The organism is Cognatishimia sp. MH4019 (assembly GCF_020177595.1).
GTDB lineage: Bacteria > Pseudomonadota > Alphaproteobacteria > Rhodobacterales > Rhodobacteraceae > JAHTBL01.
Map to the genome: position 1 here is coordinate 298,748 of NZ_JAHTBL010000001.1, position 16,064 is coordinate 314,811.

14 protein-coding genes and 4 tRNA genes are annotated in these 16,064 nt (G+C 58.1%); 15 read left to right on the top strand and 3 right to left on the bottom strand.

All coding sequences use genetic code 11. From position 1 onward, the window contains the following. Positions 1-24: 24 nt before the first annotated feature. From lon to KUW67_RS01470, 10 genes are all read left to right on the top strand, one after another. Positions 25-2,436 carry an endopeptidase La gene (gene lon, locus KUW67_RS01425; protein WP_224823482.1) on the top strand — a complete coding sequence of 804 codons (2,412 nt, stop codon included), beginning with the start codon at positions 25-27 and terminating at the stop codon, positions 2,434-2,436. Positions 2,437-2,632: 196 nt separating this feature from the next. Then, entirely contained in the window at positions 2,633-3,076 is a 444-nt protein-coding gene (locus KUW67_RS01430) for an HU family DNA-binding protein (RefSeq protein WP_224823483.1), read from the top strand. Positions 3,077-3,095: 19 nt separating this feature from the next. Further along, positions 3,096-3,170: transfer RNA gene (locus KUW67_RS01435), tRNA-Val, on the top strand. 25 nt (positions 3,171-3,195) lie between these two features. Next, on the top strand, positions 3,196-3,750 hold the full coding sequence (locus KUW67_RS01440; RefSeq protein WP_224823484.1) for a histidine phosphatase family protein: 555 nt from the start codon (positions 3,196-3,198) through the stop codon (positions 3,748-3,750). Positions 3,751-3,871: 121 nt separating this feature from the next. After that, a tRNA-Val gene (locus tag KUW67_RS01445) sits at positions 3,872-3,947 on the top strand. A 100-nt stretch (positions 3,948-4,047) separates the two neighbouring features. Continuing rightward, positions 4,048-4,788, top strand: coding sequence for a LuxR family transcriptional regulator (locus tag KUW67_RS01450; protein WP_224823485.1), 741 nt, complete (start codon positions 4,048-4,050; stop codon positions 4,786-4,788). Between the two features lie 97 nt (positions 4,789-4,885). Next, positions 4,886-5,131 (top strand): hypothetical protein, encoded by a 246-nt coding sequence (locus tag KUW67_RS01455; RefSeq protein WP_224823486.1) that lies wholly within the window; start codon positions 4,886-4,888, stop codon positions 5,129-5,131. 101 nt (positions 5,132-5,232) lie between these two features. Next, positions 5,233-6,171, top strand: coding sequence for a pirin family protein (locus tag KUW67_RS01460; RefSeq protein WP_224823487.1), 939 nt, complete (start codon positions 5,233-5,235; stop codon positions 6,169-6,171). Between the two features lie 74 nt (positions 6,172-6,245). Then, positions 6,246-6,322 (top strand) — tRNA-Asp (locus KUW67_RS01465). Between the two features lie 49 nt (positions 6,323-6,371). Then, positions 6,372-6,448, top strand: a tRNA-Asp gene (locus KUW67_RS01470). Between the two features lie 216 nt (positions 6,449-6,664). On the opposite strand, the gene KUW67_RS01475 is transcribed toward KUW67_RS01470, so the two are convergent. Continuing rightward, positions 6,665-8,038, bottom strand: a complete 1,374-nt coding sequence (locus KUW67_RS01475; protein WP_224823488.1) for a M20/M25/M40 family metallo-hydrolase — start codon at positions 8,036-8,038, stop codon at positions 6,665-6,667. Positions 8,039-8,132: 94 nt separating this feature from the next. On the opposite strand from KUW67_RS01475, the gene KUW67_RS01480 reads away from it, so the two are divergent. The 4 genes from KUW67_RS01480 to ispG all read left to right on the top strand — a co-directional run bounded on the left by KUW67_RS01480 (position 8,133) and on the right by ispG (position 12,572). Continuing rightward, positions 8,133-8,708 (top strand): 5-aminolevulic acid synthase, encoded by a 576-nt coding sequence (locus tag KUW67_RS01480; RefSeq protein ID WP_224823489.1) that lies wholly within the window; start codon positions 8,133-8,135, stop codon positions 8,706-8,708. A gap of 131 nt (positions 8,709-8,839) precedes the next feature. Next, positions 8,840-10,069 carry a 5-aminolevulinate synthase gene (gene hemA, locus KUW67_RS01485; protein WP_224823490.1) on the top strand — a complete coding sequence of 410 codons (1,230 nt, stop codon included), beginning with the start codon at positions 8,840-8,842 and terminating at the stop codon, positions 10,067-10,069. Between the two features lie 112 nt (positions 10,070-10,181). Beyond that, entirely contained in the window at positions 10,182-11,369 is a 1,188-nt protein-coding gene (locus KUW67_RS01490) for a helix-turn-helix domain-containing protein (protein WP_224823491.1), read from the top strand. A gap of 69 nt (positions 11,370-11,438) precedes the next feature. Beyond that, positions 11,439-12,572 carry a flavodoxin-dependent (E)-4-hydroxy-3-methylbut-2-enyl-diphosphate synthase gene (ispG, locus tag KUW67_RS01495; RefSeq protein ID WP_224823492.1) on the top strand — a complete coding sequence of 378 codons (1,134 nt, stop codon included), beginning with the start codon at positions 11,439-11,441 and terminating at the stop codon, positions 12,570-12,572. A gap of 165 nt (positions 12,573-12,737) precedes the next feature. Here ispG and KUW67_RS01500 read toward each other — a convergent pair whose 3' ends face one another. Both KUW67_RS01500 and KUW67_RS01505 read right to left on the bottom strand, forming a co-directional pair. Further along, the gene (locus KUW67_RS01500; protein WP_224823493.1) at positions 12,738-13,487 is read right to left on the bottom strand and encodes a DsbA family protein; all 750 of its coding nucleotides are present in this window, start codon (positions 13,485-13,487) and stop codon (positions 12,738-12,740) included. Positions 13,488-13,498: 11 nt separating this feature from the next. Continuing rightward, the gene (locus KUW67_RS01505; protein ID WP_224823494.1) at positions 13,499-14,857 is read right to left on the bottom strand and encodes a M48 family metalloprotease; all 1,359 of its coding nucleotides are present in this window, start codon (positions 14,855-14,857) and stop codon (positions 13,499-13,501) included. Positions 14,858-14,879: 22 nt separating this feature from the next. On the opposite strand from KUW67_RS01505, the gene KUW67_RS01510 reads away from it, so the two are divergent. Further along, the gene (locus KUW67_RS01510) at positions 14,880-16,025 is read left to right on the top strand and encodes a pyridoxal phosphate-dependent aminotransferase (protein WP_224823495.1); all 1,146 of its coding nucleotides are present in this window, start codon (positions 14,880-14,882) and stop codon (positions 16,023-16,025) included. Positions 16,026-16,064: the final 39 nt, after the last annotated feature.

Consider the following 16,064-nt stretch of genomic DNA (forward strand, 5'->3'; position numbering starts at 1 on the left):
CTTGCCAATGATAAGGAAAAGAGCATGAACGAGCCTCTTAGCCCCTCCTACCCGGTCTTGCCTCTGCGTGATATCGTGGTGTTTCCGCATATGATTGTGCCGCTTTTTGTGGGCCGTGAGAAATCGGTCCGCGCTTTGGAAGCGGTCATGCAGGATGACAAGCAGATTCTGCTGTCCAGTCAGATTGATCCCACCGTGGATGATCCGACCAGTGACGGCATTTACAAGGCCGGTGTGTTAGCCAATGTACTGCAATTGCTGAAATTGCCCGATGGCACCGTGAAAGTGCTGGTCGAAGGCAAAAGCCGCGTGCGCATCACCGAATATCACGTCAATTCGGAGTATTTTGAGGCCTCTGCCGAATATCTGACCGAAATGCCGGGGGATGAAGCCGCGGTTGAGGCGCTTGTGCGCTCGGTCGGCGACGAGTTTGAGCGCTATGCGAAGGTCAAAAAGAACATCCCCGAGGAAGCACTTGCTGCTGTGGCGGAAAGCCGTGAGCCTGCAAAGCTGGCCGATCTTGTGGCCGGTCATCTGGGCGTCGAGGTCGAGCAAAAGCAGGAGCTTTTGGAGACGCTGTCCGTCGCGGAGCGCCTCGAGAAGGTCTATGGCCTGATGCAAGGCGAAATGAGCGTTTTGCAGGTCGAGAAGAAGATCAAGACCCGGGTCAAATCCCAGATGGAGCGCACCCAGCGCGAATATTATCTGAATGAGCAGATGAAGGCCATTCAGAAGGAGCTGGGCGACGGCGAGGACGGCCAGAACGAGGTCGCCGAGCTGGAAGCGCGCATTGAGGAGACGAAGCTCTCCAAAGAGGCCCGTGAAAAGGCCGACGCGGAGATCAAGAAGCTCAAGAACATGTCGCCCATGTCAGCGGAAGCCACGGTCGTGCGCAACTACCTGGATTGGATGCTGTCGATCCCGTGGGGTAAGAAATCCCGCGTGAAGAAGAACCTCGCCAATGCGCAGAAGGTTCTGGATAACGACCATTACGGACTTGAGAAGGTCAAGGAGCGGATCGTCGAGTATCTTGCGGTGCAGCAACGCTCAAGCAAGCTGAAAGGCCCGATCCTGTGCCTTGTTGGCCCTCCGGGTGTCGGTAAAACCTCGCTTGGCAAATCGGTCGCGACAGCCACAGGGCGCGAGTTCATTCGCATCTCGCTGGGTGGTGTGCGCGACGAAAGTGAAATCCGCGGCCACCGTCGGACCTATATCGGCTCGATGCCCGGCAAGATCATTCAGGCGCTGAAGAAGGCGAAAACCACGAACCCGCTGATCCTGCTCGATGAGATCGACAAGATGGGGCAGGACTTCCGCGGCGATCCTGCGTCTGCGATGCTCGAAGTGCTTGATCCGGAACAGAACGGCACGTTTGTCGATCACTATATGGAGGTCGAATATGACCTCAGTAACGTGATGTTCCTGACGACGGCGAACTCCTACAACATGCCCGGACCGCTTTTGGACCGGATGGAGATCATCACGCTGGCCGGTTACACCGAAGACGAAAAGCGCGAGATCGCCAGGCAGCACCTGATCGCCAAGCAGACCAAGAACCACGGCCTGCGTAAGGGTGAGTTCGAGGTGACGGATGAAGCGCTTCAAGAAATGATCCGCACCTATACCCGCGAAGCAGGTGTGCGGAACCTTGAGCGCGAGATCGCTAAACTGGCCCGGAAAGCCGTGACCCAGATCGTCAAGAAAGAGGCGAAAGAGGTCGTGGTGACGCCCGACAGCCTTGAGGACATGCTGGGCGTGAAGCGCTACAAGTATGGTCTGGCGGAAGAGGCTGATCAGATCGGTGTTGTAACTGGTCTGGCCTGGACCTCTGTCGGCGGTGATCTGCTGTCAATCGAAGCGCTGCGCCTGCCGGGTAAGGGTCGGATGAAGACCACCGGTAAGTTGGGTGACGTCATGAAAGAGTCGATTGACGCAGCCTCCAGCTTTGTGCGTTCGATCGCGCCGGATGTGGGGGTGAAACCACCGACTTTCGACAAGATCGACATCCACGTGCACGTCCCCGAAGGAGCCACGCCCAAGGATGGCCCGTCTGCGGGTATCGCGATGGTGACCTCGATTGTGTCGGTGCTGACGCAGATCCCCGTCAAGAAAGACATCGCCATGACCGGAGAGGTCACGTTGCGCGGCAATGTGCTGCCCATCGGTGGTCTGAAGGAAAAACTTCTCGCGGCCTTGCGGGGCGGCATCAAGACGGTCCTGATCCCCAAGGATAACGAGAAGGACCTGCCGGAGATCCCCGATAACGTCAAAGACGGGCTGACGATCATTCCGGTGGGGCATGTATCCGAAGTGCTGTCCCACGCGCTGACCGAAGTCCCGGATCCCATCGAATGGGATGAGGCGGCGGAGGAGGCTGCTGCCGCTGCTGCCGCGCTCGAAGGCAAAGGCACAAGTTCGGCCACTGTCGCGCATTAAGCGACGGTCCCAGTCCATCTAAACGGCGCGTCGGTCCTCCGCGCGCCGTTTTCTATGATTGCGCTGGGCAGGGATGCCTTCCTCAGAGATGCGGTGCACGCCGCACCGACGTCATGTCGGAAGCAGTGAAAACTGGTGTTACTCCACAAACTTCGCTATGCTGTTTCCAAAGAAGAAACAAAAGGCAGTGATCAGCATGGCAAAGACCACAACCCGCAAACCCAGCACAGCAGCGAAACGTCCGGCCACCGCAGCGACTCGAAAAGCGCCTGTGTCAGGGGCCAATCCGGCGGTTTCGACAGCCGTCAAAGCGGCTGTGACCTCGACATCGACCCCGGCGAAAGCGGCATCTGAGGATAACTTCATGCGCAAACCCGATCTGATTGAGAAGGTCGTGATCCGGTCAGGCGTGAAAAAGAAAGACGCCAAACCCGTTGTCGAAGCAATGCTTGCCGTTCTGGGAGAGGCCTTGGCCGAGGGACAGGAAATGCGCCTGCCGCCACTGGGGAAGCTCAAGGTGAATCGCATCAAGGATCTTGAGAACGGCACCGCCTATATCGTTAAAATCCGCCAGCCGAAAAAGGTGGGTGGCGATGCAGGTCCAGCCGGTAAAGACACTCTTGCGAAGGCTGCAGAGTAGGGCTATATCGCCCGCCAATGGGTGATTAGCTCAGTGGTAGAGCGCTTCGTTCACATCGAAGATGTCAGGAGTTCAAATCTCTTATCACCCACCATTTTCCCTTTTGGTGAGGCCCGCCCGTGACGCATCCCGAGCTTTTTGTGCTGCGCCATGGAGAGACAGTCTGGAACGTTGAAGGTCGTCTGCAAGGGGCTTTGGACAGCCCGCTGACGGACAAAGGTCGCGAACAAGCGGCACGCCAAGCACGACTTCTTATGGCGGCTCTGGCCTCTGTGCCGATCTATAGCTCTCCGCAAGGTCGTTCGCTGGACACGGCGCGGATCATTGGGGCGCAGTTTGGTCAGGATGTGATGCAAGACGCAGCCCTGCGCGAAGTGTCGATGGGGGATTGGGACGGTAAACTGGTCGCAGATGTGGCACCGATCAACCCGAAGGATGCACTTTTATGGAAGTTTGACGCGCCCGGTGGTGACCGGTTGGAGGGGTTTCGCGCACGCATTCTGGCCTTCGTGACGGCCTTGACCAGCCCCGCAATTCTGGTCACGCATGGCGTCACATCGCGTGTTCTGCGCGGTGCGCTGTTGGGGGTTCCCGATGATGAGCTGGTGAAATTGCCTGGCGGTCAAGGGGTCGTGTTTCACCTTAAAGACGGGGTGCAGACCTGTCTGGAATAACCATCTCAGAGCAGTTTTTGCCGTGTGCCCCCGCACAAATTGATCAACCACCGACTTGTTGCATTTTTTACAAGGCAAAACCCTTGCACTGCCCGAGGAGATTGCGCTATCGCCGACACGTGGGTGATTAGCTCAGTTGGTAGAGCGCTTCGTTTACACCGAAGATGTCGGGAGTTCGAGCCTCTCATCACCCACCATAATCAGTTGCTTTTTGAGAAAACGAGCAATCTAATACCACAGGTCCCGACACCGTGCAGGGGCAGTGTAGGTTTTTAGCATTTACGTCTGGTTACCGCGATGGCCCAAGACGACCTCAGTCACCTGATTGCAACCATCCGTGATGCGACGGATACAAGTGATCTATGGCAGATCGCCATCAACTTCTTCAATGCTCACGGCATCATTCGGGTCTCATACCATGTCTATGGCGAAGGCGGGGGCGATCCGGCGGGTCAAAGCGTGCGAACCGATGGCTTTCCGCGGGATTGGGTCTCCACCTATATCGAAGGGGATTACGCGGTCGTTGACCCGATCCCTGAACTTGCGCGTTTGCGTAGCCGGCCCTTCTTGTGGAGCGAGGTGGAACGTCTGCACCCTATTTCCGAGGACGCGCGCGATTTTCTGGAAGCCTTTCGTGATCGCAACCTGGGCGATGGTCTTGCGATGCAGGTCTTCGGACCTAATCTGCGCAATGCCTATGTGGGGTTGGGCTTTGGTGCCAAAGCGCCGGATCTTTCGGACGCCTATGTTTCATTCATGCAAATCGCGTCTCAAGCGCTTCATCTGCGCTATTGCGAATTGACGGAAGCCGAAGATCAGCGCCCGGCTGATCTTAGCCCTCGTGAGCTCGAAGTGCTGAAATGGATTGCGCGCGGCAAGAGCAATTCGGTCATCTCCGAGTTGATGAGCGTGTCGCCTCATACGGTTGATACTTTGGTGCGCAGGCTTTTCAGCAAACTGAAGGTCAGCGATAGGACAAGCGCAGCAATCAAGGGGATTGGCGCCGGATTTCTCCATAAAGGCGAACTGAAAGACTAGTCTTTCACGCTATTGTCACGTAACTGCGTGACTTTAAGCCGGGTATCAAAGGACATAACAGACCTGGGTTGTGTTTTGCAGTCTGAGGGTAGGGTACATGAGCTTCGAGAGACGACCGCCGAAAAAGACATCCAGCGATCTGCTGGTGCGGTATCGCGAAATGCTGGATGACCAGCCGATGGATACCCGTGTGCTGGAGGCACTGAAAGCGGCCTCTGAACTGGTCGAATACGCTGCCTATGAAATGGCGCGCGGCGGTAACTCGTCTGATGTGGCTACGCTTATTCTGCTAGCCGCCGACCTTGAACGGCGCGGTGTGCAAATCAAGAGCCCGCTGAGCTGAAGCTGATCTTGGTGCAGTAATGCACAGGACCTGTCCGCAGCCGTCGCTGGCATAAACAGTCTGCATGTCTATCTTGATGAGGCAACACCAGGAGCCTCACAATGAGTTGGAACCCCGCCCTTGATCCAGATTGCCCCACCGGCGATGCCGTGGACGCCATCGACACCGTTATCGTGCCACGCGCCCGTGATCTGGGCGGCTTTGAAGTGCGCCGTGCCTTGCCCGCGCCCCAACGCCAGATGGTTGGCCCGTTCATCTTCTTTGACCAGATGGGGCCTGCTGAGTTTGTGACCGGCAAAGGCATCGACGTGCGCCCGCACCCGCATATTGGTCTGGCGACGGTGACTTATCTCTACAAAGGCAAGATCCATCACCGCGACAGTCTTGGTACGGATCAGTGGATCGAGCCGGGGGCTGTGAACTGGATGGTGGCGGGGCACGGCATCACCCATTCGGAACGCACCGATGGGGCGATCCGTCAGAACCCGCACAGCCTGTTCGGCATCCAGACCTGGGTCGCCATGCCCAAAGACCGCGAAGATGATCCTGCGGCGTTTGAACATGCGCCCAAGGACACATTGCCCTTCATGGAAGGCGAGGGCAAAGAAGTGCGCCTGATCCTTGGCGACGCCTATGGCGAACGCGCGCCTGTAGAGACCGCATCCGAGATGTTTTACGCCGATGCCGTGCTGGAGGCCGGGGCCTCAATCCCGATGCCAGATAACCACGAGGATCGTGGTGTCTATGTGTTGGACGGGTCGGTCACAATCGCAGGAGATACGTTTGACGCGGGTCAGATGATGGTGTTTCGCCCTGGCGACAAGGTCAGCCTGAAGGCAGGCGAGGCAGGTGCACGGCTGATGCTGCTGGGCGGTGCCACGCTGGAAGGGCCGCGCTATATCTGGTGGAATTTCGTGGCCTCCTCGAAAGAACGGATCGAGCATGCGAAAGAAGCCTGGCGCGCCGAGGATTGGAAGGATGGGCGCTTCCATTTGCCGCCGGGAGACGATGCAGAGTTCATCCCGCTACCGGATCGGTGATTTTTCCGGGATGTGCGCTCAATCTCGCTTGACGGGGGGCGGCGCGCATCCTAAACCGCCCGTCACGGAAGCTGGCGGTTGTAGCTCAGTTGGTTAGAGTACCGGCCTGTCACGCCGGGGGTCGCGGGTTCGAGCCCCGTCAACCGCGCCACTTCCCGTCGAAAGACACGATAAAAGACCCGGACCATTGGTCCAAATGCGCGGTTGTAGCTCAGTTGGTTAGAGTACCGGCCTGTCACGCCGGGGGTCGCGGGTTCGAGCCCCGTCAACCGCGCCACTTTTCTTTTACCTTGTCAAAATGCGCGCCTGCGGCGCATGCGATGCTTTATTTGGCGCTTTTCTTGTGGACGTATCGCGTTGGGCTGATGTCGGGTTGAGGTATTTTTGGACAAAAGAAGCCTGTAGCCGCGCGTTATGGTTAATGGCTTTCATCTTTGTCTGAATATTCGCGCCGGAGGCATCAGCGCTCACCTGCCGAGATGTCGTTTGATGTTTAGGTGGCCAGTTCGGCCAGAATGCGCGCCCAGCTGCGGATGCCTTTGTGGAAGCTCTCCAGATCGTATTTCTCGTTCGGGGAATGGATCTGGTCGTCGTCCTTTGCAAAGCCGATCAGCATCGCATCCATATCAAGGTAGTCCTTGAAATACCCCGCAATCGGGATCGAGCCGCCGCAGCCGATATAGGCTGCCGGATTTGGCCATTCATCCGACAGCGCCTTGCGCGCTTTCTCGAACGCAGGGTGGTCGGTGGACATTTGCGAGGCAGGTGATGCGCCGTGGCCATCAAACGTGACCGTGCAATCTGCCGGCAGCATGTCCTGCACCATGTTGCGAAAGCTTTCGCGGATCGCGAACGGGTCTTGCTGGCCAACAAGGCGGAAGCTGATTTTGGCATGCGCTTCGCTTGGCAGAACGGTTTTGAACCCATCGCCGGTATAGCCGCCCCAGATGCCGTTGACCTCGCAAGTGGGGCGCGACCAGAGCTGTTCCAGCACGGTGCGGTCAGTCTCGCCAGCAGGCTCGGCCAATCCGACAGCGCCCAGAAACGCCGTGTGATCGAAATTCAGCGCGTCCCATTGGCGCGCGACCTCCGGGTCCAGAACGGGCACGCCGTCATAGAACCCGGGGATGGTGATGTGGCCCTGATCGTCATGAAGTGCGGCCAGCACCCGCGACAATACGCGGATCGGGTTCATCGCAGCGCCGCCATAGAGCCCTGAATGCAGGTCTTTGGAGGGGCCGGTGATCGTGACCTCTTCCTGCAACATGCCACGCAGGGTGGTCATGATGGCAGGCGTGTTTTCGCCAAAAAGACTGGTATCGCAGATCAGCGCGATATCGGCGCTCAATTCAGCGGTGTTTTCCTTGAGAAATGGGATCAATGACGGGGAGCCGGATTCCTCTTCGCCCTCAAAGAAGAGCGACACGCGGACGGGTAGTGCGCCATGCACCGCTTTCCACGCACGGCAGGCTTCGACGAAGGTCATCAGCTGGCCTTTATCATCGGATGATCCGCGCCCGCGGATCACGCGGCCTTTGGGTGTGTCTTCCAGCGCAGGTTCAAAAGGTGGGTTATTCCAAAGCTCAAGCGGATCAACGGGTTGCACGTCGTAATGACCGTAAAACATCACATGGGGGCCAGGGCCGTCCGCATGGCCGACGACCATGGGATGGCCTGGGGTTTCGCGTTTGGAGGCCTCTACGCCCAGGCTTTGCAGATCGCGCACCAACCAGTCGGCGGCTGTGTCGCAATCGGCTTTGTAGGCGGGATCGGTTGAGATTGACGGGATGCGCAAAAGCGTGAGCAGGCGATCAGTGGCCTTGGGTAAATCGGCGTCTATATGTGACAGGACGGTATCAAGGGTCATGGCAAGCTCCGCGTGGGTTTGCGGCACCGTAACAGCCCCGCTTGAGCTGTCCAATGGGCTGGATTATGTTGGCGCGACGTGAAGGGGGATCAGGATGAAACGAGCATATCTGGCAGGCGCACTGGCTTTGATCGCGGGTGCCGCACTAGCTGCACCTTTGACAGGTAAGGATGCGCGCAAGGCATTGTTCAAGCCCGGTCCGGTTGAGATCGTGGTGCTGGATTTGCCGTTTTTGAGTGCAGAAGACAAAGCTGTGCTGGGCCAGATCGCTCAGCAACAGAAGTATTACGGCGCGATTGCTTTTGCGCCAGAGGATGGCTTGCTTTCGGAAAGCCTGACGGGTGCGTTCAACTTTCACGATGTGACGGCCGCGCGCGCGGCTGCGATCAAGGGCTGCAAAGCGCAACGTACCAGTGATAATGCGTGCGAGGTCGTGGCGGAGTTGCGTCCCAAAGGATGGGAAGGTGGTCGTGCCTTGAGCCTGAGTGGCGACGCAACGGAAGCCTTTGGCAGCGAATACCGAAAGGCGAAAAGCCCCAAGGCGATGGCGGTCTCTCCGTCGACAGGGTTGTTCGCTGTTGCAACGGATCCTGCCGCACCCGGAACCGCAACCAGCCAATGCGAAGTGCTTGCACAGGCGGGTGACTGTACGGTGGTTCTTTCAGAATAACCCATGCCATTTGATCCAGCGCAAAGAGCCGCGTCAAAACGTGCTCTACTGACATTATATTCAACGCACTATATGCGTTGGCAGCCCTCCAGCCACAGCTCAGATGTGGCGATAGCCAAACGGAGAAGACCTTGGACGTAAACGCCCATCTGGACGCCGCCCTGCAACGTTTGCACGACGAAGGTCGGTATCGTACTTTCATTGATATCGAGCGTGAAAAAGGCAATTTTCCCCATGCGATGTGGCGCAAGCCTGATGGGTCTCAGCAGCCGGTCACCGTGTGGTGCGGCAACGACTATCTGGGGATGGGCCAGCAAGCCTGCGTTCTGGAAGCAATGCACGAAGCGCTGGATGCGACCGGAGCGGGTTCTGGCGGGACGCGCAATATCTCGGGCACGACCGTTTATCACAAACGGCTTGAGGCAGAGCTGGCTGACTTGCATGCCAAAGAGGCGGCGCTTTTGTTCACCTCGGCCTATATTGCCAATGACGCGACGCTGTCGACTCTGCCAAAGCTTTTTCCCGGCCTGGTGATTCTGAGTGACGGGTTGAACCATGCCTCCATGATCGAAGGCATCCGCCGCAATGGTGGTGCAAAGGCGATCTTCAAGCACAATGATCTGGACGATCTGCGCGCCAAGCTCAGGGCGATCCCGGCCAATACGCCCAAATTGATCGCGTTTGAGTCGATTTATTCGATGGATGGCGATTTTGGCCCGATCGAAGCGATCCTCGATATCGCAGATGAGTTCGGTGCGCTGACCTATATCGACGAGGTGCACGCGGTGGGCATGTATGGCCCGCGCGGTGCAGGCATTGCGGAACGTGATGGATTGATGGACCGCATTGACATCATCAATGGCACCTTGGCTAAGGCCTACGGTGTGATGGGCGGCTATATCGCTGCCTCAGCCAAGATGTGCGACGCGATCCGGTCTTATGCGCCGGGGTTCATCTTTACGACCTCGCTGCCGCCTGCGGTGGCGGCAGGCGCTGCCGCGTCGGTTGCGTTTTTGAAAACCGCAGAAGGCCAGAAGCTGCGCGATGCACATCAGACGCAGGCAAAAATTCTGAAAACACGTATTAAAATGATGGGACTTCCCGTGACGGATCACGGCAGTCACATTGTTCCTGTGCATGTCGGCGACCCGGTGAAATGCAAGATGCTGTCCGATAGGCTCTTGGAAGATCACGGAATTTACGTGCAGCCGATCAATTTCCCGACCGTGCCGCGCGGCACCGAGCGGTTGCGCTTCACGCCGTCTCCTGTGCATGGACCGCTTGAAATGGATGCACTTGTCTCTGCTTTGGACGATCTTTGGTCGCATTGTGCGCTAAATCGCGCCGATATTGCCGTGTAACCCTTGATTGCGGGTGCATTCGCTCCGCACGGATGTTAATTTTGCGTCAATTCTGTTACGGTGTGAGTCGAGGCAGAAGGACGGGGCAATAAGTGGCAGTTGGGACAGGCACATGATCGGGCGTAAATCACCGCCCCTTTCCGAGACGACAAACGTCGAGCCGAAAGGTTTCGACGATTTTGCGTTGCTTCTCGGGGATGTTATGCGCGGTGAACGGGCCACGATGGGAAAATCCCTGCTTGATGTGCAGCGTGAGCTGAAAATCAAAGCCGCCTATATCTCTGCGATTGAGAATACTGATCCTTCTGCATTCGAGACGCCGGGCTTCATAGCAGGTTATGTGCGCTCTTATGCGCGCTATCTGGAACTGGACCCGGAATGGGCTTTCACGACCTTCTGTCAGGAAAGCGGCTTTCAGACGGCCCATGGCATGTCGGCCAGCGCGTCGGTGACGCGCATCGACTCGGTTCCCGAGAAAGCCACTGGTCCGCGCGATTTTCTGGAACAACCCGCAACACCTTTCACGCCGAAAGGCGAGGGGGTTCTGGCCCGGATCGAACCCGGTGCGGTTGGCTCGTCGCTGGTCCTGCTCGCCCTGATCGGCGCGATTGGCTATGGTGGCTGGTCGGTTCTGCAGGAAGTGCAACGCGTGCAATTTGCCCCGGTTGAGCAGACGCCGACCGTTGTGGCTACACTTGATCCGCTGGCCGAACAGGCTGCTCCCGTCATCGCTGATCAAGCGCCCGATGTGATCGCCACAAACGAAGCGCTCGACCGGCTCTACCGCCCGCAGGCTTTGGACGTGCCAGTCATGACGGCGCGCGATGCGCCCATCGCAACGCTTGATCCGCGCACCATCGGCAGCTTTGCCGAAGAAGCACCTGACGTACCGAATGTGGCGACCGCTGGTCTGTTGCCCGAAGAGTTTGCCCCGCCTGTGCAAGTTGTCGAAGGCCCTGTGCCGGAAGTGGCTTTGCTGGCAGTGAACCCTGTTTGGGTGCGTGTGCGAGCCGCAGACGACTCGGTCATTTTTGAGAAGATCCTCGATGCAGGCGAGGAATACGTGCTGCCTGCCACCGAATTGCCGCCCAGCTTACGTGCGGGCAATTCCGGGTCGCTCTATTTCAAGGTGAATGGTGATGTCTACGGCCCTGCCGGGGAAGGCACGTCGACCATTCGCGATGTCGCGCTGGATCGCGAGGCCTTGAAAGAGAGCTATACTGTCGCAGATATTGCCGCCAATCCTGACCTTGCTAAGTTGGTGGATGTGGCCGAAGTGGCAGCTCCGATTACCGAGTGATCAGCGTTGCTCCAACGGTTCAACTGCGCTATCAGACTGTAAACCCAGCTTGACAGGAAAGCCGTCCAAATGTCGCTGAACCATGTGCGCCCATGGCGCAATATCTATCGCCGCACATCCCGCCAGATCATGGTTGGCAAAGTGCCGGTGGGGGGCGATGCACCCATCACCGTGCAGACCATGACAAACACGCTGACGACGGATGTCAAAGCCACGATTGAGCAGATTAATGCGGCCGTGGATGCGGGTGCCGATATCGTGCGTGTCTCGGCCCCGGATCGCGAGTCCGCGCTGGCTTTGAAAGAGATTACGTCGAACGTTTCTGTGCCCATCGTGGCCGATATTCACTTCCACTATAAGCGCGCAATTGAGGCGGCCGAGAACGGAGCCGCTTGCCTGCGGATCAACCCCGGCAATATTGGCGACGAAAGCCGTGTAAAAGAGGTGATCAAGGCCGCACGCGACTACGGATGCTCGATCCGGATCGGGGTAAATGCAGGCTCGCTTGAAAAGCACTTGCTGGAGAAATACGGGGAGCCATGCCCCAACGCGATGGTCGAAAGCGGTCTCGATCACATCAAGATCCTGCAGGACAACGACTTTCACGAGTTCAAGATCAGCTGCAAAGCCTCTGACGTCTTCATGGCGGCTGCGGCCTATCAGCAATTGGCCGAAGCCACAGACGCGCCAATTCATCTGGGGATTACCGAGGCGGGTGGACTGACCTCCGGCACGATCAAATCAGCCATTGGTCTGGGAAATCTGCTGTGGATGGGCATAGGCGACACAATCCGTGTAAGCCTGTCGGCTGACCCGGTTGAAGAAATCAAAGTCGGCTACGAGATCCTGAAATCTTTGGGCTTGCGGCATCGCGGTGTGAACATCATCTCCTGTCCGTCTTGCGCGCGGCAAGGCTTCGACGTGATCAAAACGGTCGAAGCGCTAGAGAAACGACTGGAACATATCAAAACCCCGATGAGCCTGTCGATCATCGGGTGCGTCGTGAACGGCCCTGGCGAAGCACTGATGACGGATGTCGGTTGGACTGGCGGCGGGGCAGGGTCCGGCATGGTTTATCTGGGTGGCAAACAAAGCCACAAGATGGACAATGACAGCATGATCGAGCACATCGTCGAGCAGGTGGAGAAAAAAGCTGCTGAGCTTGAGGCAGACGCCGCCGCTGCTGAGCAAGCCGCAGAGTAAGTTGTTAAGTCGGAATTTAGGTATTTAGAGACAAAAGAAGCCGTTAACCCAGCATTAAGGTTAACGGCTTTGTTTCTTGAAGGTCTTTCGCGCGACCCTCATTCGCTTTTTCAAAACATCCTCGCCGAAGGCTTCGACGCCTGTGGCACTGGCGCGTGGCACGGATTAGTTCGCGGCACGTTTCTGATCGACCAATTCCATCATCTGCGCCAATGGCACATAGCCGCGCAGCATCTGGTCTTGGAGCACAAAGCTCGGCGTCCCATTGATCTGCAAGCGCTGCGCCAGCGCGCGGTTATCGGCGATGACCGTCTGCACCTCGTCACTCAGCATATGTGGCATGATCTGGGATGTATCGAGCCCTAGCTCCTGCCCGAGACGGTCCAGACTTTCTGGTGTGATATCCGCACGCATCGTGATGAGCGCTTGGTTCACCTGCTCATACGCTTCGGGGCCTGCTTTTTGCAGTGTCGCGATAGCGAACTGAGACGCCATTACCGAGGCTTCGCCAAGGATCGGAAATTCTTTGGTGATCAGTTTGATATTGCCGTCAGTGTCCACGAGTTCGGTGACTTCCGGGTGCGCGCGGCGGCAAAACCCGCAGCGATAGTCGATAAACTCGACCATCACGACATCGCCTTCTGGGTTACCGCTGACCCAGGAATGATCATCGTTGAACAGATCTTCTGCATTTGTGGCGATCAGGTTGACATCGCCTTGTGCCTGGGCTTCTGCCTGACGTTCTTCAAGAACGCCCAAAGCCTCCATCAGCACCTCTGGATTTTCCATCAGATAGGAGCGGATTTCGGCGCGAAAGGCCTGACGTTCGGCATCATTCATCGTCGCCACGTCGAACGCGGTGGCCTGGCTTGCGATTAGAGAGGCCGCAAGGCCGGTCAGAAGGGTGCGTTTCATGGAAAGTCCTCTCATCGCTTCGTGGTTTGTGCCGCAAAGATCATATCCTGCGCACGCTGCCAAGGGGCCGAGCCGCGCGGCAAAAGGCCTTCGGCGCGTTTGGCGTGAACGGCGGCATCTTTCAGCCGGCCTGAGAACGCATAGCGCTCGGCGGTGGTCAGCGAGGCCATACCATTATTGCCCGCTTTTGCGTAGGCTTGTGCCAGATCACGCAGCATGCGGGGGTTCAATGGGTCACGCTGGCGCGATTTTTCGAGCGCCTGCAAGGCGCGGCGATTGCCGTCGGCTGTGTTGAGCGCCAGCAACGAACGCCCGTAGCCTGCAAGGATCAGCGGCTCGTTCGGGGCCAGTTGCACCGCGCGCCCATAGGCGTTCACGGCAGTGCCGAAATCGCGGTTCTCAAGATGAATTTGGCCGCGCAACTCGTGAGCGTAGGGGTTATTGGGCCGCGCCTGCGCCAGCGCGTTGATGTTTGCAAAGGCCCGCTTGCGGTCGGGTTTGCGGTGATAGGCCACGGCTTTACGCATCAGCGCATTGGCGGAGGTGTCGTTGCGTTTCACGCGGTTCAGTGTCCAGCCGGGCGCACGAAGAAATGCGCTGAGCTTGCCCTGGACCTGACTGAACCACGCTTGTGCACGAGGGTCCTCGCGCGCGTTTTCCTTATAGGCGGCAGCGGCGCCTTGCATGGCCCGAATACGGTCGCGGGTCAGCGGGTGCGTGCGCGTGTAAGGATCCTGACGCCCGACAGAAAGCGCCTCTTGCCCGCGAAAGATATTGAGCACGTCGACCGCAGCCGATGGGTCCACCCCGGCGCGCGCCATGTAGCGCGCGGCGGATTGATCGGCAGCGGCTTCTTCGGCGCGGGTATGGGCAAAGAAAAAACGGCGCACGGTTTCTTGCGAACCGATGGCCAGACCAGCGCCCGCTTGCGGGTTGGCGGCCCCGGCGGCCAGTGACACGGCCAGACCCAGCAGCGCATTGCGCCGTGCGGCTTTCATATTAGCCATCCGACGCGTTAGGTGGCCGTTCGAAATATGTGCGGCCTCATGGGCAATGACGGCTTGCAATTCTTCGACGCGCTTCATGCGCAGGACCAGCCCGGTATGCACAAAAATATGGTTGGGATCGGCCACAAAGGCATTCAGCGAACTGTCATTGATCAGCAGCACTTTCACGCGGGCAGGCGACAAGCCGGCGGCATTCAGGATCGGTGCCGAGATTTCGCGCAAGCCGCGTTCGATTTCGGCGTCGCGGATCAGGCCTTGGGCCTTGGCAGGCGACAGGGCGCCAAACGACAGCATTGCGGTTAGCATCACGCAGAGCAAGGCAAGAACCATTGACGGGCGGGGGCTGGCTTGAAAGAACCTCATGGAGGGCAGCTTAGGGACAAAGATGCGGAACTCAAGACGCGGCAATGTCGATCCTTTTATTGTGATGGACGTGATGGAGGACGCGAGACGCGCCGAAGAGGCCGGGCGTCACATCGTCCATATGGAGGTCGGCCAGCCTGGAACCCCAGCGCCCAAAGGCGCACGGGACGGTTTGGCCGCTGAGATGGAGACAGGCCAGCTGGGCTATACAGTCGCTTTGGGCTTGCCGGAATTGCGCGCCCGGATCGCGCAACTTTACGCCGATTGGTACGGCGTTGATCTGGACCCTGCACGCGTTGTCATCACGCCGGGTTCGTCGGGTGGTTTTATTCTGGCGTTCACGGCGCTTTTTGACGGTGGTGAGAAGGTTGCCATTGGGGCGCCGGGCTATCCCAGCTACCGCCAGATCCTGCGAGCGCTTGACCTGGAACCGATCGTCGTCGAAGCCGCAGAAGCGGCGCGGCTGCAACCTACTCCTGCTGATCTGGAAGCGGTCGATTTCCAAGGGTTGATGGTGGCCTCGCCTGCGAACCCGACCGGCACCATGCTCGGCAAGCCTGAATTGGCCGCTTTAATCAAATGCGCACATGATCGAGGCGCTGCTTTTATCAGCGACGAGATTTATCACGGTATCGAGTATGAAGCCAAAGCCGTCTCGGCGCTTGAGATCAGCGATGATGTTTATGTGATCAATTCCTTCTCGAAGTATTTTTCGATGACGGGATGGCGCGTGGGCTGGATGGTCGTGCCGCCTGATCATGTCCGCACGATCGAGCGGTTGGCTCAGAACATGTTTATTTGTGCGCCCCATGCGGCGCAGATCGCGGCCCTTCATGCAATGGAGTGTGACGAGGAGTTGCAGGCGAACCTTGCGGTTTACACAGAGAACCGCCGATTGATGATTGAAGGTCTGCCCGAGGCGGGGTTTGACCAGATCGCGCCGCCCGATGGGGCGTTCTACGTTTATGCCGATGTCAGCCATCTGACCGATGACAGCCGGGCCTTTGCAGCAGAGATACTGGAACAGGCTGGCGTTGCTGTCACGCCGGGGCTGGATTTCGATGCCGCGCGCGGGGCAGGGACCTTGCGGTTTTCTTATGCGCGCAGCACGCAGGATATCCGTGAAGGGCTGGCGCGTCTCAAAGCGTTTATGGCCGCGCGGGGATAATCGACAGGCCTGCGCAAATCAGCTAGGTTGCCGCATAAC